Source organism: Hymenobacter sp., from assembly GCF_031398885.1.
GTDB lineage: Bacteria > Bacteroidota > Bacteroidia > Cytophagales > Hymenobacteraceae > Hymenobacter.
On sequence record NZ_JANNOD010000070.1, the window covers coordinates 1 to 20325 of the forward strand.

General features: G+C 62.4%; 18 protein-coding genes and 1 pseudogene. 14 read left to right on the forward strand and 5 right to left on the reverse strand.

Going from position 1 to position 20325, the window contains the following annotated elements:
* Positions 1-49: 49 nt before the first annotated feature.
* The 3 genes and pseudogenes from RMO51_RS22615 to RMO51_RS14420 all read left to right on the forward strand — a co-directional run.
* Positions 50-190 (forward strand): annotated as a pseudogene (locus tag RMO51_RS22615) (hypothetical protein); the annotation flags it as partial.
* 18 nt (positions 191-208) lie between these two features.
* Positions 209-1141, forward strand: a complete 933-nt coding sequence (locus RMO51_RS14415) for a helicase-related protein (protein WP_409025048.1) — start codon at positions 209-211, stop codon at positions 1139-1141.
* Positions 1142-1386: 245 nt separating this feature from the next.
* Complete coding sequence (locus RMO51_RS14420) at positions 1387-1884, forward strand: hypothetical protein (protein ID WP_310395729.1); 498 nt, start codon at positions 1387-1389, stop codon at positions 1882-1884.
* 156 nt (positions 1885-2040) lie between these two features.
* Here the strand turns inward: RMO51_RS14420 and RMO51_RS14425 are convergent, their stop codons facing one another.
* From RMO51_RS14425 to RMO51_RS14435, 3 genes are all read right to left on the reverse strand, one after another.
* Positions 2041-2217, reverse strand: a complete 177-nt coding sequence (locus RMO51_RS14425) for a hypothetical protein (protein WP_310395731.1) — start codon at positions 2215-2217, stop codon at positions 2041-2043.
* 1058 nt (positions 2218-3275) lie between these two features.
* Entirely contained in the window at positions 3276-3968 is a 693-nt protein-coding gene (locus tag RMO51_RS14430; RefSeq protein WP_310395732.1) for a helix-turn-helix transcriptional regulator, read from the reverse strand.
* A gap of 311 nt (positions 3969-4279) precedes the next feature.
* Positions 4280-6025 carry a L,D-transpeptidase family protein gene (locus RMO51_RS14435; protein ID WP_310395733.1) on the reverse strand — a complete coding sequence of 582 codons (1746 nt, stop codon included), beginning with the start codon at positions 6023-6025 and terminating at the stop codon, positions 4280-4282.
* A gap of 449 nt (positions 6026-6474) precedes the next feature.
* On the opposite strand from RMO51_RS14435, the gene RMO51_RS14440 reads away from it, so the two are divergent.
* Both RMO51_RS14440 and RMO51_RS14445 read left to right on the forward strand, forming a co-directional pair.
* Positions 6475-8268, forward strand: coding sequence for a M1 family metallopeptidase (locus tag RMO51_RS14440; protein ID WP_310395735.1), 1794 nt, complete (start codon positions 6475-6477; stop codon positions 8266-8268).
* A gap of 109 nt (positions 8269-8377) precedes the next feature.
* Positions 8378-9307 carry a cyanophycinase gene (locus RMO51_RS14445; RefSeq protein ID WP_310395737.1) on the forward strand — a complete coding sequence of 310 codons (930 nt, stop codon included), beginning with the start codon at positions 8378-8380 and terminating at the stop codon, positions 9305-9307.
* 138 nt (positions 9308-9445) lie between these two features.
* Here the strand turns inward: RMO51_RS14445 and RMO51_RS14450 are convergent, their stop codons facing one another.
* The gene (locus RMO51_RS14450; protein ID WP_310395739.1) at positions 9446-10369 is read right to left on the reverse strand and encodes an isoaspartyl peptidase/L-asparaginase; all 924 of its coding nucleotides are present in this window, start codon (positions 10367-10369) and stop codon (positions 9446-9448) included.
* A gap of 127 nt (positions 10370-10496) precedes the next feature.
* On the opposite strand from RMO51_RS14450, the gene RMO51_RS14455 reads away from it, so the two are divergent.
* Together RMO51_RS14455 and RMO51_RS14460 are read left to right on the forward strand one after the other, a co-directional pair.
* Positions 10497-10919, forward strand: coding sequence for a DUF3127 domain-containing protein (locus tag RMO51_RS14455; protein ID WP_310395741.1), 423 nt, complete (start codon positions 10497-10499; stop codon positions 10917-10919).
* A gap of 107 nt (positions 10920-11026) precedes the next feature.
* Positions 11027-11653 (forward strand): ATP-binding protein, encoded by a 627-nt coding sequence (locus RMO51_RS14460; RefSeq protein ID WP_310395743.1) that lies wholly within the window; start codon positions 11027-11029, stop codon positions 11651-11653.
* Between the two features lie 333 nt (positions 11654-11986).
* Here RMO51_RS14460 and RMO51_RS14465 read toward each other — a convergent pair whose 3' ends face one another.
* The gene (locus RMO51_RS14465; RefSeq protein WP_310395744.1) at positions 11987-13555 is read right to left on the reverse strand and encodes an alpha/beta hydrolase-fold protein; all 1569 of its coding nucleotides are present in this window, start codon (positions 13553-13555) and stop codon (positions 11987-11989) included.
* Positions 13556-13824: 269 nt separating this feature from the next.
* Between RMO51_RS14465 and RMO51_RS14470 the strand changes: the two genes are divergently transcribed.
* The 7 genes from RMO51_RS14470 to RMO51_RS14500 all read left to right on the forward strand — a co-directional run bounded on the left by RMO51_RS14470 (position 13825) and on the right by RMO51_RS14500 (position 20275).
* Positions 13825-14529: an alpha/beta fold hydrolase gene (locus RMO51_RS14470; protein ID WP_310395746.1), complete on the forward strand. Its 705-nt coding sequence runs from the start codon at positions 13825-13827 to the stop codon at positions 14527-14529.
* Between the two features lie 72 nt (positions 14530-14601).
* On the forward strand, positions 14602-15669 hold the full coding sequence (locus RMO51_RS14475; protein WP_310395748.1) for a hypothetical protein: 1068 nt from the start codon (positions 14602-14604) through the stop codon (positions 15667-15669).
* A 112-nt stretch (positions 15670-15781) separates the two neighbouring features.
* Positions 15782-16885: a carboxylate-amine ligase gene (locus RMO51_RS14480; protein WP_310395750.1), complete on the forward strand. Its 1104-nt coding sequence runs from the start codon at positions 15782-15784 to the stop codon at positions 16883-16885.
* Between the two features lie 110 nt (positions 16886-16995).
* Positions 16996-17820, forward strand: a complete 825-nt coding sequence (locus tag RMO51_RS14485; RefSeq protein WP_310395752.1) for a glutamine amidotransferase-related protein — start codon at positions 16996-16998, stop codon at positions 17818-17820.
* Positions 17821-17850: 30 nt separating this feature from the next.
* Positions 17851-19041, forward strand: coding sequence for a hypothetical protein (locus RMO51_RS14490; RefSeq protein WP_310395753.1), 1191 nt, complete (start codon positions 17851-17853; stop codon positions 19039-19041).
* 85 nt (positions 19042-19126) lie between these two features.
* Positions 19127-19660: a YkvA family protein gene (locus RMO51_RS14495; RefSeq protein WP_310395755.1), complete on the forward strand. Its 534-nt coding sequence runs from the start codon at positions 19127-19129 to the stop codon at positions 19658-19660.
* A 315-nt stretch (positions 19661-19975) separates the two neighbouring features.
* A complete protein-coding gene (locus tag RMO51_RS14500) occupies positions 19976-20275 on the forward strand; it encodes a hypothetical protein (RefSeq protein ID WP_310395756.1) in 300 nt (99 codons plus the stop codon).
* Positions 20276-20325: the final 50 nt, after the last annotated feature.

The following is a 20325-nucleotide window of genomic DNA, read 5'->3' on the forward strand; positions in this document are numbered from 1 at the left end:
ACGTCCTGGGATTGCTGCCGTCATCGATAAAGACCTCGCGCTGATGAATATGGGCGCTGCGCTTATTGAAACCCTGTGGGCGCAAGGCCGCCACTTAAAACTGCGTCAACTCATCGGCGAGTTTGCGAAACATTTAAAATACGAACAGGACTTATTGCGCGAGGCGGCAAACGCCAGCCAATTGCGACGCAATTTCGAACATTCTCCCTTGCTTATCGTCCCCGAGGTGTACTGGGATTATTGTCAGGAGTTGGCCAGCACCATTCTGCGCCCCAACCCGGTGCGCGTGGCCGTGACGCCCGTGAGCAGCACCGCCGAAACGGTGACGCAGTCGGTGTACTTGGTAGAGAATAACGACAAGCCCGCCCTGCTCCGCCACATCCTGCAGGACAAGGCCATTAAGCGCGTGCTGGTGTTCACCCGCACGAAGCACGGGGCCGACAAAGTGGTGAAAGCCCTGGCCACCCACCAGATTCCGGCCGAAGCCATCCACGGCAACAAGAGCCAGAACCACCGCCAGCGCGCCCTGTCCAACTTTAAAGCCGGCAGCACCCGCGTGCTGGTGGCCACCGACATCGCCGCCCGCGGCATCGACGTGGACGAGCTGACCCACGTCATCAACTACGAGATTCCCAACGAGCCCGAAACCTACGTGCACCGCATCGGCCGCACCGGTCGGGCCGGGGCCTTCGGCACCGCGTATTCCTTCGTGGAAGACGAGGAGCGCGCCTACCTGCAGGACATTCAGAAGCTCATCAGCCGCCAGATTGACATCGAAGGCGACCATCCTTTCACCACCTCGCACGTGAAGCCGGTGCTGCTGCACGGCAACGAGCGCATCATCCGCCCCAAAGGCCCGGCGGGTCGCCCGGCCCGCTCCGGCCCCCGCGAAGGCGGCAACGGTGGCGGCGGTCGTGCGGGTGGCAGCCCCAGCAGCGGCCGCTCCGGCGGCCAAAGCGGTGGGCGCCCCAGCGGTGACCGCGGCCGGCCGGCGGCTCCGACCAGTAACGGCCAGTCGGATACCGCTCGTCGCTTTGGCAGCGGCGGGGCCCGCGTGAACGTGGGCGGCAACCGCGAAGGTGGCGACCAAGGCGGCCGTCGTCGCGGCGATGCGGGCGGCTCGCGCCGCGGCTCGTTTTAGAGCGTTTGGCGCTGACTAACAGAACGTCGTGCTGAGCCCAGTCGAAGCATCTTTACAGCACAACTACCTCAATTGATTGAATCGGTATTGAGGTAGAGAGGTTTCGACCGCGCTCGGCACGACGCTTGATTTGACGCGTTAAAGTCTGATCCAAAAAGCAGCAGGACCCGGAAAACTTTTTTCGGGTCCTGCTGCTTTTTAGGGCTGATTACTTGCCTTATCCGCGAATAATTCCCTTCTCCTTTATGGCTCAGCCCACGCTTCCCGTTATCCAGGCCCTGCGCGCCACGGCCCAGCGCCTCGCCACCCAAGCGCCCTACCAGTGGGGCCACATGGGCAGCTGCAACTGCGGCCACTTGGCCCAAACCGTCACGCGCCTCACCAAAGCCGAAATCCACGCCCGCGCCATGCAGCGCTACGGCGACTGGGAGCGGCAGATTGTGGACTACTGCCCCACCAGCGGCCTGCCCATCGACCAGACCATCGACGAGATGCTGGCCCTGGGCTTCACCCGCGCCGACCTCACCCACCTCGAACGCCTTGCCGACCCCGGCATCCGGGCCGCCATTCCCTTCGAGCGACGGGATGCGTTGCGCCACAATCAGCGCGACGACGTGGTGCTCTACCTCCGCACCTGGGCCGACTTGCTGGAACACGAACTGCTGGCCGGTATCACCCTGCCCAGCTTTAACACGCCCCCAATGCCAACCCTGGTCCTGGCCGAGGCCGCCCCTGCCGCCTAGCACGGTTTGGGATTCTGGAGGCCGAATTATTTTTTCAACGTATGACACGCCCCAATGCAGAAGGCCCCCGCCCCAATTTGGGCGGGGGCCTTCTGCGTTGAGACTTTATAAATACCGCCCGCGTTCAAGGAATAGCAGCGGGTGGCGGGGCCGCTCTTAGTTGCGGGTAACGTTGGAACGCTGGGCGTCGCGGTAGCCCTCGGCGCGGTGCTGACGCTTGTAAGCGGCATCAGCGGCGGGGTCTTTTTCGGCGTCGGGAGCCTGGGCGCAAGAGGCCGTCAGGAGTACAGCCGCTACAGCAGCCAACCAAAGATTCGTGCGGGTCAGTTTCATGCCGCAAAGTTAGCCCCTGAGCTCCAAACGCGCAACCGTTGAGGTTGCTACTCCCCGTGCGCGGGCACCATTCTCCCGTCAGGAGTTTCGAGCCACAACTGATTCTGGGCCCGGGCCGCCCCGCTTCTAATCCGACTCCTGTACGATTTACAAATGATAACTAAGCTCTGCTAACTGCGCAAGAAAGGCTTTCTCCTCTTCGTGGCTACGCTATCCCACATGATTCGGCTAAATCATCTAATCCGGCTGAAGATTAAGAAACGCAGGTCAAATAACCGCCTCAGTTCACCGCTCATAGTGTTAGTACCGGCAGAAAAATTATGCTTGCCAACTTAAGATTATTATGAGGTTTCTGAATGTTAACTTAGTTAGCACTATGACAAAAGTTAAATCCCCTAAACTATGTCTGGTATAGGCTTTTTTTAGCTAAAGCCACGAACTAAACCATAGCAGAATCCCTGTTATCTTAAGCAGTAATTTAATAATTCATTACTTTCATTAGTAGCATTCATTTAATTGAAATACTGATGTTTATAAGAAAAATAGAATTGAATACAATATTCCGTATTGGCTCTACGCATATTAGTATCCGATGGAAACAGGTATGGCATTTGAAAGTAAGAGCTGATAGTGTGGTTAGCTATAGGTGGGGGCAGAAAGCAAGCCGACACAGCAGTCTGCCAAATTGTGCTTTGGTCAGAGACTGACAGGCATTTAATGCTTGAGCTTATCGCCAATGGGCGCCGGAACATCGTCGCCTGGAGAAGCTGATGACCGGGTGCAAAGCGGGCCCGCACATACTTGAACCATTGCCAGAAAGAGGCGACTCGACGACAAGAAAAGAGTCGCGTGCTCGTTACTTGCCTGATGCTTGCAGGCCGCAATGAATCCAAGCACACGGGGTTTAGAGGAGTTCTCAGGTTCACCGCACAGAGGGTATGGGGCTTGCCTCCGTTCGTCGCTGAGCAAGTGGTGCCGATACCGCGCCGACGGGCGGCAGCAAGCCCCGCACCCCACAAGCGACCCATACACTGACCCCAGAACCGCTATGAAACAAACTATTCGGGCTGGTAATCAGCAAAAGAGCCATCCCGATAGAATATGACAATCCGCCGGATTGGCTTTTCGCCCCCGGAAAAGAGGGCGGTAGCGGTGGGGCTCGTGAGGCGGGAATCAAGCGCCGCGGGGCTGCCGGCCGGGGCTGCCGTTTCGAATGCCTGCCCGGAGATTGGCGCGGCGGCTGGCGCGGCGAGCGGCAGGGAGGACGGCTCGGAAGGCCCGGGACTTGGAACTGCAACGGAGGCTGATTCCAGCTTTTGGGTCTTGAAACGCCCGGGCGATGGCGGAGATGACCGAACAGATAAGGCGGGACCGGCTCCCGCGCCCGGGGTCGCCGTAATCTTTTGGCCTTTGGAGGTGGAGGCGCTTGCCGGGATGGACGCCCGGTCAGCCTGTTCTGGCACGGAGGCGGAAATCAACTCGTTATGAATGAGTTGAGCTGCCTTGGGGGGCTGCAGAGTCGGTGGCAGCGGGGCGGCAGGGGCAGCATGCATGGGACCAGTTCCGTTGAGCAGCCAAGACATCGACAAATCAGGCATAGCCGCCAGAATGCGCTGCACCACTTCCAGGCTGGGCTTGTTGCGCCCCGAAAGGATGTGGCTCACAATGGGCCGGGCTACGCCGATAGCGTCAGCAAATTGGGTGGGTGTGAACTGCCGGGCTTCCAGCAGTAACCGAATGCGCTCAACCATTGTAATTTATTTAATTACAAATGTAGCACTCAGTTAGTAGATGCTTGAGCTGTTAAAGCTTACTGCTTCTATTTACAAATGAAACTTCGAGTTCTCATTATGTGAATACAAATGTATTTTTAGGTACGTAGACTATCCACCATTACTTAATTTATACAATTGTAATCTTAAGCCTGTGCCTCATTACGCGCTGCCCGCAGAAAAGCCCCGGCAACCTGTGAGTCGCGGGGCCTGGGTAGAAACACGCAGGACAACTGAGGGGGAGCCGCTTTTGTCACTGCGGTGGCAGGGGTTACTGCGCCAAAGCGGGGTCAGTCGAAGTACTCGCGTGCCAACGTTTTGTCGAGGCCATAAATGTCGTCCCGGAAGTGGGGGTGACCAGTTGCGTCGGCCCAGGCGGTGAAATAGACCAGGTACACCGGGAGCTTTTCTTTCAGCGTGACGTACTTTTCGCGGCGCGTGGCGATGCTGTCGAGGATGGTTTGCTGGTCCCAGCCAGCCTTGTTGCGGAGCAGGTAAGTAGCTAGTTTGATGGGCTCCGCGACCCGCACGCAGCCGTGGCTGAAGCTGCGGGTGCTCTGCGAGAACAGCTCGTCGTTGGGCGTGTCGTGGAGGTAGATGTCGTTGGAATTGGGGAAAATAAACTTCACGTCGCCCAGGTCATTCTTCGGCCCCGGCCGGCGGCGCAGGGTGTACTTGAAGGTTTCAGGGGTCACGGTGGCCCAGTCGACGGAGGCCGGGTCAATTACTTCGGCCTTGCGGCCGACGCCCTCGACCACCTCCATATCGAGGCGGTCGAGGTAGCCCGGGTCGGCCACGAGCTTGGCGCGCAGCTCGTTTTCAATAATGCTGAAAGGCACGTTCCAGTAAGGGGAGAGCACGACGTACTCGACTTTATCGCTGAATACCGGCGTTTCGTGCAGCGCCTTGCCCACAATGACGGGCATGGCGAAGGCTTCCTGGTTGTTCTCGATGACGTGCAAGGTGTACTCGGGAATGTTGACGAGCAGGTAGTTGGGTTCGAACCGCTTGGGCAGCCAACGCCAGCGCTCCATGTTCAAAATGAGCTGGTCGATGCGGGCACCGATGGGCACGTTGAGCTGGCGCAAGGTGGTACCGCGCACGATGCCGTCGGGCTTGAGGCCGGCGTCGCGCTGAAATAGTTTCACGGCATTCACCAATTCGGGGTCGTAAACTAGTGCGGCAGGTGGCGCGGGAGCGGTGCCGGACTGACCGCCGAGCGACGCCGTCACAACCGGCGGGGCGCCGGGGGCGTTGCCACCGGCGCTGCCCAACAGGCGCTGGCGAAGGATGGCCACGGCCGGCGACGACCGGCCGGGCCGGAGGTTGAGGGTGGCCGGCAAAGGGAGCCACCCGCCCGCCCGTTCCTGAGCCCGGTAGGCCGCCAATGCTTTCTTGAGCTGGTCGTACTCGGGGTGCAGGGGCGCAAACTCGTAGTAGTTGTACCGGCTTTTGCGCTCCCCCAGGAAAGTAAGCAGGGCCTTGTGGAGCTTGATTTTGTTCGGCTTGACCTGCCAGGCGGTGCTTTTAGAATCGCGCGGGTTGGCTACTCCGCGGTAGTAGTCGGAAGCCCAGTTGAGGTACGTACCGGTGAGGGCCACGTCAATCTTCCGCTCCAGGGCGTTGCGGCGCGCGGAGTCGGGCCGGGCCTGTTCGAGGTCGGCGAATAATTGTTTAAAGTTCTTAACCTGGTAATCTTTAGGGTTGAGTCCTTCATCCTGGGCTTTAGCAATAACCGCTTGCAGGGCCCGGGCTTGCGCCACGGGTTGGTGGTTCTTGAACCAGCCCAGCTGGAACTTGCGCTCGCGGTAGAAGCGACGGGCGGCCAGCAGCTGTGGCTTGAAGCGGGGCTCGGCGCGCAGGGTGTTAACGAGGTAGGTACTGTCGAGCCGCGGCTGGGGCCCGGCCGTTACGGCCGCGGCCAGGCGCTCCCCGGCGCTAGAGCCGCCATCGGAGCCGCAGGACGGCAGCGTGGCGCAGCCCAGGGCCGCCAACAGCACCCACAGCAGGGAGGTGTAACGAAACAGAAAAGGCATTGAGCGAAGTAAGGCAAACGAAATAAAAGCCTTGGGCAATCTTGGGCAGTTGCCGGAAGGCGGGCGTTGTACTGCCAAGCGGCAGGCGAGGTTGCGGCGGACGGTCTGCGGGCCACCCGGTGGCAAAGTACGCCATTCGAGAACGGAGCCAAGCCGCACGCCGGCCGCAATCGTGCCAACTTCGTATTCCCACTGGCGGCGCGGGCCGGCGCGACGGCCCAGTAAATGGCTTGAATCCGGGTTCCCACCAGGTCCGCCCGGCCAGTCGTCGCGGACCGAAGCAGAAAGCCCAGAAGAACTTGCCCCAGGTTCTGCGGCTTCGGCCCGCATCGGCTTTGGGGCTTACGCCCGACGGGTTTCATCCGCGCGGCGATTTTTTTATTCTTTGTAGTCCGTGTACTTCTCTTGCTCGCTTGGCTATGGCTCCTTCCGTTGCTGTCCCGTCCCCCTTGTCCCCCGACCCGCACAGCCACGCCGGCACCAGCCCGGTGCGGGTTGGCCACTTAGCCCTCGACTTGGCGGTTGATTTTGAGAGCCGTACGCTAGCCGGGACCGCCACCTGGCAACTGGCCAACCCCGAGGCCGGCCGCGAGGTAGTGCTTGACGTCCGGGACCTTACTCTTGACTCCGTGGAACGGCTCGACGCGGCCGGCAATGCCGCGCCGGCGGACCATGCCACGGGCCCGCCGGACGCCGTGCTTGGTCAGGCGCTGCGCGTAGCTCTGGCCGCTGATACCACGGCCCTGCGCCTGCGCTACCGCACCGCGCCCACGGCGGCGGCGTTGCAGTGGCTGGCGCCGGCCCAAACGGCGGGCACGCAGCCGTTCCTGTTCACGCAGTCGCAGGCCATTTTGGCGCGCACCTGGCTGCCCTGCCAGGACTCGCCCGGCATCCGCTTCACCTACGAAGCCACCGTGCGCGTGCCGGCCCATCTGCTGGCGTTGATGAGCGCCGAGAACCCGCAACAGCGCAACGGCAGCGGCACCTACCATTTTCGCATGACCCGGCCCATTCCGGCCTACCTCATGGCCCTGGCGGTGGGCGACCTGGCCTTTGCCCCGCTCAGCGGACGCACGGGCGTTTACGCCGAGCTGCCCACACTGCCCGGGGCCACGCACGAGTTTGCCGACTTGGAAAACATGGTGGCCGCCGCCGAGCAACTTTATGGTTCCTACCGCTGGGAGCGGTACGATTTGTTGGTGTTGCCGCCCAGCTTTCCTTTCGGCGGAATGGAAAACCCCATGTTAACATTTGTTACACCAACTATCCTGGCCGGGGACCGCAGCCTGACCAGTTTGGTGGCGCACGAGCTGGCGCACTCCTGGTCCGGCAACCTAGTTACAAATGGAACGTGGAATGATTTCTGGCTGAACGAGGGCTTTACGGTGTATTTCGAACGGCGCATCATGGAACATTTGTATGGCCAGGACTACGCCGACATGCTCCAGGTCCTGGGCCGCGAAGCGCTGTGTCACACCATTGAGGAAATCGGGGCGACCAGTTCCGATACCCACCTGCGCCTGCATTTGGCCGGACGCGACCCCGACGAGGGCCTTACCGAAATAGCCTACGAAAAAGGCTGCGCGCTCCTGCTCACGCTGGAAGGCCTCATCGGCCGGCCCCGGCTGGACGCCTTCATCAAAGCGTACTTCGCCCGGTTCAGCTTTGAGGCCATGGACACGGCCACTTTCCTTGCCTATCTCCGCGCAACCCTGCTGGACCGGGAGCCCGGCTTGGAGAGTCAGTTGCGCCTGGCCGACTGGGTAGACGGCCCCGGCCTGCCGACCAACGCGCCAGTCGTGAGTTCGCGCCGGTTCGCGGCCGTAGACCATGCGCTGGCCGGGCTGGAAAGCGGGACGGCCGCGGACGTGCTCGTACCGGGGGCCACCGACTGGAGCAGCCACGAATGGGTGCATTTCCTGCACGGCCTCCCGCCCACCCTGACGGCCGGGCAGCTGGCGGACCTCGACGCCGCGTTTGGGTTCACGGCTTCGGGCAACGCTGAAATCCTCACGGCCTGGTTTTCGCACACCGTGCGGGCCGGCTACGCGGCAGCCACGCCGGCCCTGGAAAATTTTCTGCGGCATGTGGGCCGCCGCAAGTTTTTGGTGCCGCTGTACCGGGCACTGCTGGCCACGCCCGGGGGCACAAGTCGCGCCCGCCGCATTTACGCCGGGGCGCGGGCCAACTACCACTCCGTGGCCACCGGCACGCTCGATGCGTTGCTGGGCACGCGGACATGAGCCCGTCCGGCCCGAACTTTGCCGGGGGCTCCGCTCCCGCCTGGCGGCCACGCCCACTGGCGCGGGCCGTTTTGCTTGCCTTCTTTATGACCACCATCACCGCTATCCGTTGAAAAATATTATTCCGCTCGGCAAGCTCATTGCCGTGGGCGGCAACGAGGACAAGGGCACTTACCCCAACCCCCGGACCCGCCGCAAGTACTACCTCAACTTTTTTGAGCTAGGCATCCTCAAGCGCATCGTGCTGGAAACGGGCAAGCCCGACCCGCGCATCGAAGTCATCACCACGGCGTCGATGATTCCAGAGGAGGTTGGCCCGATTTACACTTCTTCCTATGCCATGCTCAACTGCCTGAACGTGGGCATCATGGACATTCGCACGCCCGAAGACGCCCGCCAGCCGGCGTATCTGGAACGCCTGCTGGCCGCCGACGTCGTCATGTTCTCGGGCGGCAACCAGTCGCGGCTGCGCGAGATGTTCGGCGAAACCGAGTTTCTGGACCGCCTGCTGCAGCGGTACCACGCCGAACCCGGCTTTGTGGTTGCCGGCACCAGCGCCGGGGCCATGGCCATGTCGCAGTACATGATTCGGGGCGGCTCGGTGCCCGACGCCTTGCTGAAAGGCGCCGTGAAGATGGGCACCGGCCTGGGCCTGCTGCCGGCCGCCGTCGTCGACTCGCACTTCGTGAAGCGCGGCCGGTTCGGAAGGCTGATTGAGGCGGTGGCGCTGCACCCCAAGCTCATCGGCATCGGGCTGGGCGAGGACACGGGCGTGCTCATCACCGAGGGCAATTTGGTGGAAACCGTGGGCTCCAACCTGGTCATCATTCTCGACGGGCACAACATCCAGCACAACAACGCCGCCGCCGCCAAGAAAGGCACGGTGCTATCGGTCGAGAACGTGACCATGCACGTGCTGGCCAAGGGCAACGTGTACGACATGCGCGAGCGGAAATTCTACGCCAGCAAGGAGATTCTGGACGCCCAACTGGCCGCGCCCATCGACGCGGCGGCTACTTCGGCGACAGTGCAGCGGTAGGCCGCCCTGGTTTTTGCAAAAAGCAAGCTCGCTCATCGCATCGATGGGCGGGCTTTTTTCGGCGTGGCCCCAGGGCCGTCCAAAAAAGCTGTTGCTTACAGCCTGTAAAACAAAGAGCCGCTTTTTTCCTGCGCGTTGCTACTCCTTATAGATGGCCACCATCGCCTCGCCCCCCGCAATTTGGCTGGCGCGGTACATGCCCTCCGAGTTGAAGGGCAGCGTGACGTGGCCGGCCGCGTCCACGGCAATCAGGCCGCCTTCGCCCCCGACGGGCGCCAGCTTGTCGTGCACCACCACCCGGCAGGCTTCTTCCAGGGTCAGGTTCTTGTACTCCAGCAGGCAGGCCACGTCGTAGGCCGCCACCGCCCGGATGAAATACTCGCCGTTGCCCGTGCAGCTGATGGCGCAGCGCGTGTCGGCCCAGGTGCCGGCCCCAATGAGGGGCGTGTCGCCGATGCGGGAGTAGCGCTTGTTGGTCATGCCGCCGGTGCTGGTGGCGGCGGCCAGGTGGCCGTGCACGTCGCGGGCCACGGCGCCTACGGTGCCTTTTTTCCAGTTGGGGTCGGCAGCGTGGTCGAGCTGCATCCGGCCCGAGGCCCGGGCGTCCTGCAACTGGTCGTAGCGTTTTTGGGTAAAAAAGTACTCGGCCGGTTGCAGGGGCAGGCCGTGCTCACGGGCCAGGTCGTCGGCGCCGGGGTAGCCCAGTAGCACGTGGTCGGTCCGCTCCATCACCAGGCGGGCGGCCCGGATGGGGTTTTGCATCTGCCGCGCCCCGGCCACGGCCCCGGCCAAGCGGTTGTGCCCGGTCATTACCGCCGCGTCCAGCTCGTGGTGGCCGTCGTGGGTGAACACGGCCCCGCGGCCGGCGTTGAACAGGGGGCAGTCTTCGAGGCTGCGCACGGCGGCTTCCACGGCGTCGAGGGCCGCGCCGCCGTCGCGCAGTAAGTCGTGGCCCAGGGCGAGGGCGGCGGTCAGGGCCGCGCGGTACTGCCGTTCGTCGTCGGGCGTGAGCGAGGCGCGGGCAATGGTGCCGGCCCCACCGTGAATGGCAAGCGCAAACATATTATAAGGTATGAACCGCGGAAAAAAGCGTCCCCAAAGGTAGGCGGAGGGAACGGGTGGGCGGTGGCTCGCGTTTTTTTTCGTAGGTTTGATGTTCAAGATTTTTACTACCCAAACACCTACTTTTATGGCATACGACGTAACCGGCCGGCTGCACGAAATATTTGACGAACAGCAGGTAAGCGAGAAATTCCGCAAGCGCGAGTTCGTGCTCGAGGTCCAGGACGGCCAGTATCCCGAGCACATCAAGTTCCAAATGGTGCAGGACAAAACCAGCCTCATCGACCCCTACAAAATGGGTGACGAGGTGAAGGTAACTTTCAACCTGCGCGGCCGCGGCTTTAACAAGAACGGCCAGATGCTCTACTTCACCAACCTCGAAGCCTGGAAGATAGAGGCGGCGGCCGGGGGCACCGGCAGCTACGGCGGGGGCAGCGGCCAGCAGCAGGCGGCCCCGCGCCCGGCGGCCCAAAACCAGAACCCCACGCTGCGCGCCCAGCCGTCGGCGGCGCCCATCGCGGGCGACGACGACAACGACCTGCCCTTCTAGGGCAACACGCCGGGTTTAGCCGCCTGATTGCAAAACAACTTGCTTAAAATGCCGCTTCTGTCCTTCGGAAGCGGCATTTTTGCGCGCGGGCCTTTGTACCAATAGCCATGGACATACACGAGCTGATAGCGCGGGGCGAGGGCGAGGAGCTGGAATTCAAGCAGAAGACCACCCACCCGCACCGGATTTCGCGCACGCTGGTGTCGCTGGCCAATACCCGGGGCGGACAGGTGCTGGTGGGCGTGGACGACGCCGGCCGCGTGGTGGGCGTGCGCGACGCCGAGGAAGAGCTGTTCGTGCTCCGCGAAGCCGCCGAGCACTACATCGCGCCGCCGCTCACGGCCCTGGGTTTCCGCGAAGTGGAGACCGACGGCCGCACCGTGCTGGTGGTGACCGTGCCCGAAAGCCGAACCAAGCCCCACCGCGCCCAGGTGGCGCCCGGCGACTGGCGCGGCTACGTGCGCGTGCGCGATGCCAGCGTGCAAACCAGCGGCCTCACCGAGAAAGTGCTGGCCCGCCAGCCGCCCGAGGCCCGCTTCGAAAAAATTCCGCTCAGCCAGCCGGAGCTGGCCGTGCTGGACTACCTCAAAACCCGCCCCCGCATCACGCTGGCGCAGTTCATGCAGCTGGTGAACTTCGGCAAGCGCCGCGCTTTTCAGACGCTGATAAAGCTGGTGCTGCACGGCTACCTGCGCCACCACGACAAGGAGAAGGAGCCGTATTACACGCTGTAGCGCTCTATTGGCCAGTCGGTTCCGCAGCTTTTCTTTTGTTCGGCGCCTGGATTAAAAAACAAATGCCTCCACGGCCAGCGGCCGGGAAGCATTTAGGTGGTCGGTGCGGGCCGGGCGCTACTCCTGCTTGCGGGCGCGGGCCACTTTTTTCTCGTCTTTCTCCGCCTTTTTCTCCTTCAGGGATTTGACGGGTTCTTTCTTTTTCTCTTTGCGGGCATCCTGGGCTTTGGCCATGATTGACAAGAAGGTTAAGTGAGTTGAGAAGAGGATTGCGCGGTTGTCAACGCCCGGCTGGGCCGGCATGTTGTGCCGGGCGAAGGTAGAAATTTTCCCTCACCCCCGCAGCACGGGCTGGTACCGCTCGCGGACGATGTTGAGGTGGTGCCGCTCGTGGCCGGGGATGATGAACAGCAGCGCCCGCACCGTGGCAGGCCCGCCGTTGGCGGAGCCCCGCCGGGCCAGCTGCTCTTCGGTGAAGCTTTCGAACAACGCCACCGTGGCGGCGCGGGTGGCGTCGTACTCGGCCAGCAGGCTGGCCACGCTGCGGGCGTTGGCGCCGCTGTGGGCCACGTAGTCGTCCTGCTCGAAGCCGCGCAAATCCTGGTTGTCGCCGCGGGCAAAGCGCAGGGCGCGGTAGGCAAACACCCGCTCGGAGTCGATTTGGTGCAGCAGCATTTCCTTGAGCGTCCACTTGCCGGGCGCGTACGCTTGCTCGGCCTGGGCTTCGCTCAGGTGGGCGAAGGCGGCGTGGATTTCCCGGGGCTGGGCGCGCAGGGCTTCGCGCGGGTCGGTGCCGGCGGGCATGAGGTCAATGTAACTGCCGGCGTAGGGCAGAAAGTCGCCATCGGCGGGGCGGGTGGTGGACATAAGCATCAATGAAGGTTGAAGGGCTGTAAGGTCGGGAGCGGCGGGCCGGGGTTGCGTTTCTGAAATGGCAGTGGTGGTTGGCAGCACCAGCGGCGGCGCGGGCCCCGCCGGCGCGGGCGCCACGGGCAGGATGGCGGGGCCCAAAGCGGGGTCGAATTGCAGGCGCACCACCGGCAGCGGCGCGGGCAACTCAGCGGCCGCTGTTTCCCGCCCAAAGGCCCACACCAGAAAGTCGGGCATCACCCGCCCCCAGGTATCGGGGTGGTGGTGGCCGCCTTCCACTTGCACGTAGCGAATGGCGCGGTGCGCATCGAGCCCACGGCCGATGAGCTCTTCGATTAAATCCAGGCAGTCTTCCAGGGAGTCGATAACGCCGGTTCCGGTGCGGTCGTGGCGCTCGTCGAGGGTGCCGGTTTGCAGCCAGAACCGGTGGCTGGGGTGCGGCCGGCCGGCCCGCACCAGCCCGTGCATGATGCGGTCGGCGGGCGTGTAGCCGGCCCCCACCGCCCGCCGCCGCCACCAAAACGAGCCCGAAAACACGCCGGCCCGCGCAAACGCTTCGGGATGGTGCCACACCAAGTCAAAAGCCGACAGCCCCCCGAGCGAGAAGCCCGCCACCACGGCGTCGGCCGGGTCGGCTGATGCCTGGTAGTTGGCCTGCGCGAAGGGCAGCAGTTCTTGCCGCACAAAGTCGCCATAGGCGCCGGCGCGGCTGCCGCGGCCGTTGAAGTCGGCGTGGGCGGCCGTGCCGTACTCCTGCACGCGCTGCTCGTTGGCGTGGATGGCCACCAGCAAGAAAGGCCGAACGGCCCGGCTGGCGTAGAGGCCATTGAGCGTGGCTGCCAAACTGAGTCGCGCCAGGTCCTGGCCGTCGTTCAGGTACAGAACCGGGTACGGGCCCGGGGCAGCCGTGTCCGTTGGTGGCAAGAGGATGCTCAGCTCCACGTCGCGCGCCAAAAACCTGGACGCCAGCACTTCGCGGCGGAGCAGGGTGCCGGTGGAAGCAATAGGTGGCGGGGCAATTTCCAAAAGCATCGGACAAAGTTAAACGGAGCGCAGCGGCATGATGCGCCATGGTGCGGCGCTGGCCGGAGCAAGCCCGCCAGCCGGGAGTCCGGGCCACGTGCAAAATGGCTATGCTTCAGCACGTGACTGAAGAAGTAAACCGGCGCAGAACTATGCTGGACGGTACCTAATAACTATTTGGCCGCCCGCTCCCCGCATCCCCAAATGGACGAGTCCGTTATTTTTCGCTAGTTTGCCGTACTGCTTTCCATTCAACGCATCGCCTCATCCCTATTGCCGTGCAGGAACAACACCGCCGCTTTTACTCGCACCACCTTGGGCAGGACATCGACATGCTGGTGTTCGGCACCTGGGGCTACCCGGTCGTGATTTTTCCAACGTCCGGCGGGCACGACAACGAGGCGCGCGACTTCAAGCTCATCGAGGCGGCCCGGCCCCTGGTGGAGGCCGGCCGGATGAAGCTCTTCTGCATCGATAGCATCGACCGCCACTCGTGGTACGCCAAGCACCTGGAGCCCCGGATTCGGGTGCAAAACCACGTGTTCTACGACCAGTTCCTGAGCGACGAGCTGGTGCCGATGCTCCAGCGCGAGTGCCACGTGGACAAAATTGGCGTGGCCGGGTGCAGCTTCGGCGGCTATCAGGCCTTGAATTTTGCTTTTCGCCATCCTCACCAGGTGGCCCACCTTTTCACGATGGGCGCGGCCTTCGACATCCGCCGATTTGTGGACGGCTACCACGACGACAACGTGTACTTCAACAACCCGCCCGAGTACCTGCCGGGCGCGCAGAACGAGCATTTCCAGTGGATGAACATCATCCTCGGCACCGCGGAGCACGATTTCTGCAAGCCGTCCACCTTCGACATGGCGCGGATTCTCAGCGAAAAAGGGATTCCTTACACTTTGGATGTGAAGCCCAACGGCGACCACGACTGGCCCGTGTGGCGCGAAATGTTCCCGCAGTACCTGAGCACGATTTAGTAGCGGATGCCAGATAAGCACGGCTTCTTGCTGAATATCTCCTCCTCACCACCTTCCAACACACCCCTCGCCATGAAAAAAATCGGCATCCTGTTCGGACAAGAAAACACCTTCCCCCAAGCCTTCGTCGACCGCGTGAACGAAAAAGCTCCGGCCGACATCCGGGCCGAGTTCGTCCGCATCGACCAGGTGGAGCAACACGTCGATTCCGACTACGCCGTCATCATCGACCGGATTTCGCAGGACGTTCCTTTTTATCGGGCCTACCTCAAAAACGCGGCCCTGATGGGCACGGCCGTGATTAACAACCCGTTCTGGTGGTCGGCCGACGAGAAGTTCTTTAACAATGGCCTGGCCGTGCGCCTCGGCGTGCCCGTGCCCAAAACCCTGCTCCTGCCCAGCAAGGAGCGCCCAACGGACACCAGCGAGGGCAGCTTCCGCAACCTGGCCATGATGGACTGGGACGCGGCTTTCCGGCACATCGGCTTTCCGGCCTACATGAAGCCGCACTCCGGCGGGGGCTGGAAAAGCGTGTACAAGCTCGATTCGCCCGACGATTTTTTCCGGGCCTACGCCGAAACTGGTCAGTTGGTCATGCTTTTTCAGGAAGCGGTGGACTTCACCGACTACTTCCGCTGCTACTGCATCGGCGGCAAGGAGGTGCTCATCATGCCCTACGAGCCCCGCCACGAGCCCCACCTGCGCTACGCCACCGAGATGAAAACGACCGGCGCCGCCGGCCGCCAGCTGCTGGCCACCATGAAAGACTACGTGCTCAGGCTCAACAAAGGTCTCGGCTACGATTTTAACACCGTGGAGTTTGCCGTGCGCGACGGCGTGCCGCTGGCCATTGACTTCGGCAACCCCGCCCCTGACGCCGATGTGCACTCCGTGGGCCAGCAAAACTTTGAGTGGGTAGTGGAAGCCGCCGCCACCATGGCCATCGCCCGCGCCAAGGCCCAGAAGCCCGGCCGGGACAACCTGACCTGGGGCACCTTCGTGCATCCCAGCACCGCTGCGGCCAAGGCCAAGGCGGCCCCTGCTAAAACGGCCGCCGCCAAATCTTCCGCGGCTAAAAAGCCTGCTGCCACCAAAGCAGCGGCCAAACCCAATGCGTCAAGCGCCGCAAAAAACGACTAGCTGGCGCTCCGGTTCGCCACGGGCCACCCGTGGTTGCCGGCACGACTTACTTTTTTCTGACTGAATTGGACCCGGCTGCCTCCACTGGCCAGGCTCCCTAGCCCCGCTGCTTATGTCTACGCCCAAGTTCACGCTCGGAATCGAGGAGGAATTTCAAACCATCGACCCGCAGACCCGGGAGCTGCGCTCGCACCTCTCGCAGATTGTGGAGGGCGGCAAGGTGACGCTGCGCGAGCAGGTGAAGGCCGAAATGCACCAGGCCGTGGTGGAGGTGGGCACCAACATCTGCCAGAACATCGGCGAGGCCCGCACCGAGGTGCTGCACCTGCGCCGCCAGGTAATCGAGTTGGCCGACCGGCAGGGGCTGAAAATCGGGGCCGCGGGCACGCACCCGTTTTCGCGCTGGCAAGACCAGCCCATCACGCCCGACGTGCGCTACGACAAAATTGTGGAGGAGCTGCAAGAGGCCGCCCGCTCCAACCTCGTGTTTGGCATGCACGTGCACGTCGGCATCGAGAACCGCGACATTGGCGTGTACATGATGAACGCGCTGCGGTATTTCCTGCCGCATTTATTCGCGCTCAGCACCAACTCACCGTTCTGGGAAGGCCGCGAGACGGGTTACAAGTCGTTTCGCACCAAGGTGTTCGAGCGGTTTCCGCGCACCGGCATTCCGGGCTTCTTCCACAGCGCCAGCGACTACGACGAGTTCATCGCCCTGCTCATCCAAACCGGCTGCATCGACAACGGCAAGAAAATCTGGTGGGACCTGCGCCTGCACCCCTTTTTCGACACCATCGAATACCGCATCTGCGACATGATGATGCGCGCCGACGAGACCATTGCCGTGGCGGCCGTGATGCAGGCCCTGGTGGCCAAAATCTACAAGCTCAAGGTGCAGAACCTTAACTTCCGCATCTACCGCAGCGCCCTGATTAAGGAAAACAAGTGGCGCGCCGCCCGCTACGGCCTCGATGGCCAGATGATTGACTTCGGCAAGCAGGAGGAAGTGCCCACCCGCAGCCTGATTCTGGAGCTGCTCGACTTCGTCGACGACGTGGTGGACGACCTCGGCAGCCGCCACGAGGTGGAGTACGTGCTGCAAATGCTGGAAATGGGCACCGGCGCCGACCGGCAGCTCCGGGTATTCCGCGAAACCAATGACCTGAGCAAGGTGGTGGACCACATTCTGGCCGAAACGGCTCACGGACTGTAAGCGAATTACCTTTGTGTCAGCAACGCCCGCCGCCCGGCGGGCGTTGCTTCTTTTTAGGCCTCGGCCACGGCGTAATTTTTTTATTGATTGGCCCCCGGCCTGCTTCATTCATGGATTCTGTTCGCATTGCCATTCTGGATATGTACAACAACGCGCCGAACGAAGGCCTGCGCTGCATCCGGCAGCTGCTCGGCCGCGGCGCCGCCGAAAACGACGTGTCCTTCCACGTCGACACGTTTAACGTGCGAGCCGAAAACGCGCTGCCCGACCTGGACTACGACATTTACATTTCGACGGGCGGCCCCGGCAGCCCGCTGGCTTCGGGCGAAGCCTGGGAGCCGCGTTATTTTGCATTCATCGATTCGCTGCTGGCGCACAACCGGGGCCACGAGCACAAGAAGCACCTGCTGCTCATCTGCCACTCGTTTCAGCTGGTGAGCCGGCACCTGGGCATCGGCGAAGTGAGCCGCCGCAAGTCCACGTCGTTCGGCGTGCTGCCGGTCCACCTCACCCCCGCCGGGCAGGCCGACCCGCTGCTGCACGCCCTGCCCGACCCCTTCTACATCGTGGACTCGCGCGACTACCAGCTCACCCTGCTCGACCCGGCCCGGCTCGCCGCCCTCGGCGCCGAAGTGCTGTGCCTGGAAAAAGAGCGGCCGCACGTGCTGCTGGAGCGGGCCGTGATGGCCATCCGCTTCACGCCGGAGGTCTTCGGCACCCAGTTTCACCCCGAAGCCGACGGCGACGGCATGCTCCGCTACATGCGCACCGATGAGCGTAAGCAGCAAGTAGTCACCACTTACGGCGAGGCCAAATACGACGAAATGGTGGAGCTGCTGGCCGACCCCAGCACCATCGAGCGCACCGAGTCCGTCATCGTGCCCACCTTTTTGCGGCGTGCCGTGGCCCGGTTGGGCCAGCTCGCGGCCGCTTAACCAGTCGGCCTTCGCCGCCGCGCCCCGCCCATGATTACCGAACACCGCCAGACGTTCAACGCCGCGTTCAGCCCGGCCCGCTACCTCGACATGCTGGCCGACATCGACCGCCAGTTGCCCGGCCAGCTGGACTTTCGGGTGGCCGAGACGCCGGTGTTCGTGCCCGCGGGACTGCGCGACAAATTGGTTGCGGCCGGCGAAAGCATCATTCGCGTTGTCGAGCAACCCAATTTTAAGGACCTAACCGCCGCCGCCATTCCGGCGCACCAGCGCGTGCCCGGCAACGAGGGCCGGCCGGAGTTCCTGACTTTTGATTTCGCCGTGTGCCGCGATGCCGCCGGTGAGCTGGAGCCCCAGTTGATTGAGATGCAAGGCTTTCCGTCCCTGTACGCCTTTCAGTCCTGGCTGCCCGCCGTGTTCCGGCAGCATTTTCCCATTGCTGATTCGGTCACTCCTTTTCTGGCCGGTGGCGACTTTGAGGATTACCAACAGCGAATGCGGGCGTTTATCCTCGCCGACCAGCCCATTGAAAACGTGGTGTTGTTGGAGCTATTTCCCGAGCGGCAAAAAACCCGAATCGACTTTGCGTTATCCCACCAATTGTGGGGAATCGAAGCCGTCTGCCTGACTAAAATTAAGAAGTTGGGGCGGCAGTTATTTTATGAGAAAGCCGGGCGACTAATTCGAGTTACCCGAATTTATAACCGCGTTATTTTCGACGAATTAGCGCGCTATCCCGAGTTAAACCCCGAATTTAATTTAGTGGACGACGTGGACGTGACGTGGGTGGGGCATCCGAATTGGTTTTTCCGCATCAGCAAATACACCCTGCCGTTATTACAGGGGCCTTTTGTGCCGCCCAGCTACTACTTACCAGAATTGACCACGTACCCGACCGACTTATCGCAGTACGTGCTCAAGCCCTTGTTCTCCTTTGCCGGGGCCGGCGTGCGCCTGCACGTGACGGCCGCGGAACTAGACGCCTTGCCCGACAAACACAACTACTTGCTCCAGCGCAAAGTCACGTACGCGCCCGTGGTGCAGGCCCCCGACGGGTTGGTGAAATGCGAAATTCGCCTGCTCTACATCTGGCCCCCCGGCGAGGCCCGGCCGGAACTGCTCACGGGCCTGGCCCGGCTGAGCCGCGGCGAAATGATTGGCGTGGATTTCAACAAGGACAAAGACTGGGTGGGCGGCACCACGCCCCTGTTCGAGCGCTAGCGGTGGCGCGGCCTTCCGCCCGGCGGAACAACGCGGGGTCAGGCTTAGCCGTAAGCCTGGCCCACACCATTTTCCCGTCCTGCGCATGTCCTCACTCTCCGACAAAGGCCTCCAGCTTTCCAAAAACGCCCTCTTCAACGTCTTCATCGGCCGGGCCACGCGCTTGCTGGGCCGCCCGTTCAAAGTCGTGTCCGTGCTCAACGAGGTGGCCACCAAGCTGGCTTCCAAAGAGAGCAAAACCAACAAATTCCGCCAGCTCTTTGAAGTCGCGCTCACGCTCGTCCGGCTGGTGCGCAGCTACGTGGGCGGCGAGTACCGCGAAATCTCCACGGGCACCATCATCTCCGGGCTGGCGGTGCTGCTTTACGTGCTCTCCCCCATTGATTTGGTCCCCGATTTCATCCCCGTGCTTGGTTTTCTGGACGATTTGAGCCTCGTTAGCTGGTTCGTGGGCAAGTTTCAAGGCGAAATCACCCGGTTTCGGGAATGGGAAGACACCGGGCGCGGCCGGGCAATTGCAGTTGCTGGTCGCGGCGCCAACGCCAGCCCCGATGCGGCCGCCCAGCCCGCCCGCGGCGACCGGGCCCAACCCAGCGTGGCCGAGCTCGGCCATTCCTAAACCGGTCACGCCCTCGCCGAAACAATCGTTTCCGCGCCGCAGCCCTGGCCCTGGTCAGGGCTTTTTTCGTCGCCGGGTGGGTGCTGCTTCACACCAGCAGCAAGCGTGGTACCAGCGCGTACGGGCCGGAGGAATGCGTAAATTGCGAGCCGCTTCCCAGAATCACTTTTGCTCGTTTCCTCGTTTTGCAGCGCCTTTTAGGCCCTGGTTTGGGCGGGGACTTATGCGGGGCGGCTGACTGGGAGCCACGCGTAATTCCCCCAACTTTCCGGCGGCAGCGGGCGTTAAATCACCCGGCCCTGCTACCCTGATTTTATGCCAACGTTCGTTGTTACCCTGCGCCTGCCCGACGCCTACGATGAGGATTTCATCGCCCTCATTCCCTCGCACCGGGCTTTTATCAACCACTTGCTCGCCGAGAAAGTGGTGGAAGTTTACGCCATCAGCAGCGACCGCAGCCGGGGGTGGGTCACCATGAACGGCGACGACGCCGCGGCCGTGCAAGCCGTGGTCGAACAATTTCCCCTCTTCCGCTACCTGCGTGGCGTGGAAATTGATGAGCTGTTTATTTTTGATAGCGCGGCTTCGCGCTTTCCCCGCATTAGTTTGAATTAACTGTTTTTAATCCGATTTGATTGGTTGTTAGTCGCTTGGCCACTTTATTT

Bases quoted from the DNA above. Each gene is read 5' to 3' on its own strand.
- RMO51_RS14465 (WP_310395744.1), bottom strand. From the start codon at position 13,555: ATGCTTTTGGAAATTGCCCCGCCACCTATTGCTTCCACCGGCACCCTG.
- RMO51_RS14455 (WP_310395741.1), top strand. From the start codon at position 10,497: ATGGCATACGACGTAACCGGCCGGCTGCACGAAATATTTGACGAACAG.
- RMO51_RS14435 (WP_310395733.1), bottom strand. From the start codon at position 6,025: ATGCCTTTTCTGTTTCGTTACACCTCCCTGCTGTGGGTGCTGTTGGCG.
- RMO51_RS14480 (WP_310395750.1), top strand. From the start codon at position 15,782: ATGTCTACGCCCAAGTTCACGCTCGGAATCGAGGAGGAATTTCAAACC.
- RMO51_RS14475 (WP_310395748.1), top strand. From the start codon at position 14,602: ATGAAAAAAATCGGCATCCTGTTCGGACAAGAAAACACCTTCCCCCAA.
- RMO51_RS14420 (WP_310395729.1), top strand. From the start codon at position 1,387: ATGGCTCAGCCCACGCTTCCCGTTATCCAGGCCCTGCGCGCCACGGCC.
- RMO51_RS14485 (WP_310395752.1), top strand. From the start codon at position 16,996: ATGGATTCTGTTCGCATTGCCATTCTGGATATGTACAACAACGCGCCG.
- RMO51_RS14460 (WP_310395743.1), top strand. From the start codon at position 11,027: ATGGACATACACGAGCTGATAGCGCGGGGCGAGGGCGAGGAGCTGGAA.
- RMO51_RS14425 (WP_310395731.1), bottom strand. From the start codon at position 2,217: ATGAAACTGACCCGCACGAATCTTTGGTTGGCTGCTGTAGCGGCTGTA.
- RMO51_RS14450 (WP_310395739.1), bottom strand. From the start codon at position 10,369: ATGTTTGCGCTTGCCATTCACGGTGGGGCCGGCACCATTGCCCGCGCC.
- RMO51_RS14490 (WP_310395753.1), top strand. From the start codon at position 17,851: ATGATTACCGAACACCGCCAGACGTTCAACGCCGCGTTCAGCCCGGCC.
- RMO51_RS14430 (WP_310395732.1), bottom strand. From the start codon at position 3,968: ATGGTTGAGCGCATTCGGTTACTGCTGGAAGCCCGGCAGTTCACACCC.
- RMO51_RS14495 (WP_310395755.1), top strand. From the start codon at position 19,127: ATGTCCTCACTCTCCGACAAAGGCCTCCAGCTTTCCAAAAACGCCCTC.
- RMO51_RS14500 (WP_310395756.1), top strand. From the start codon at position 19,976: ATGCCAACGTTCGTTGTTACCCTGCGCCTGCCCGACGCCTACGATGAG.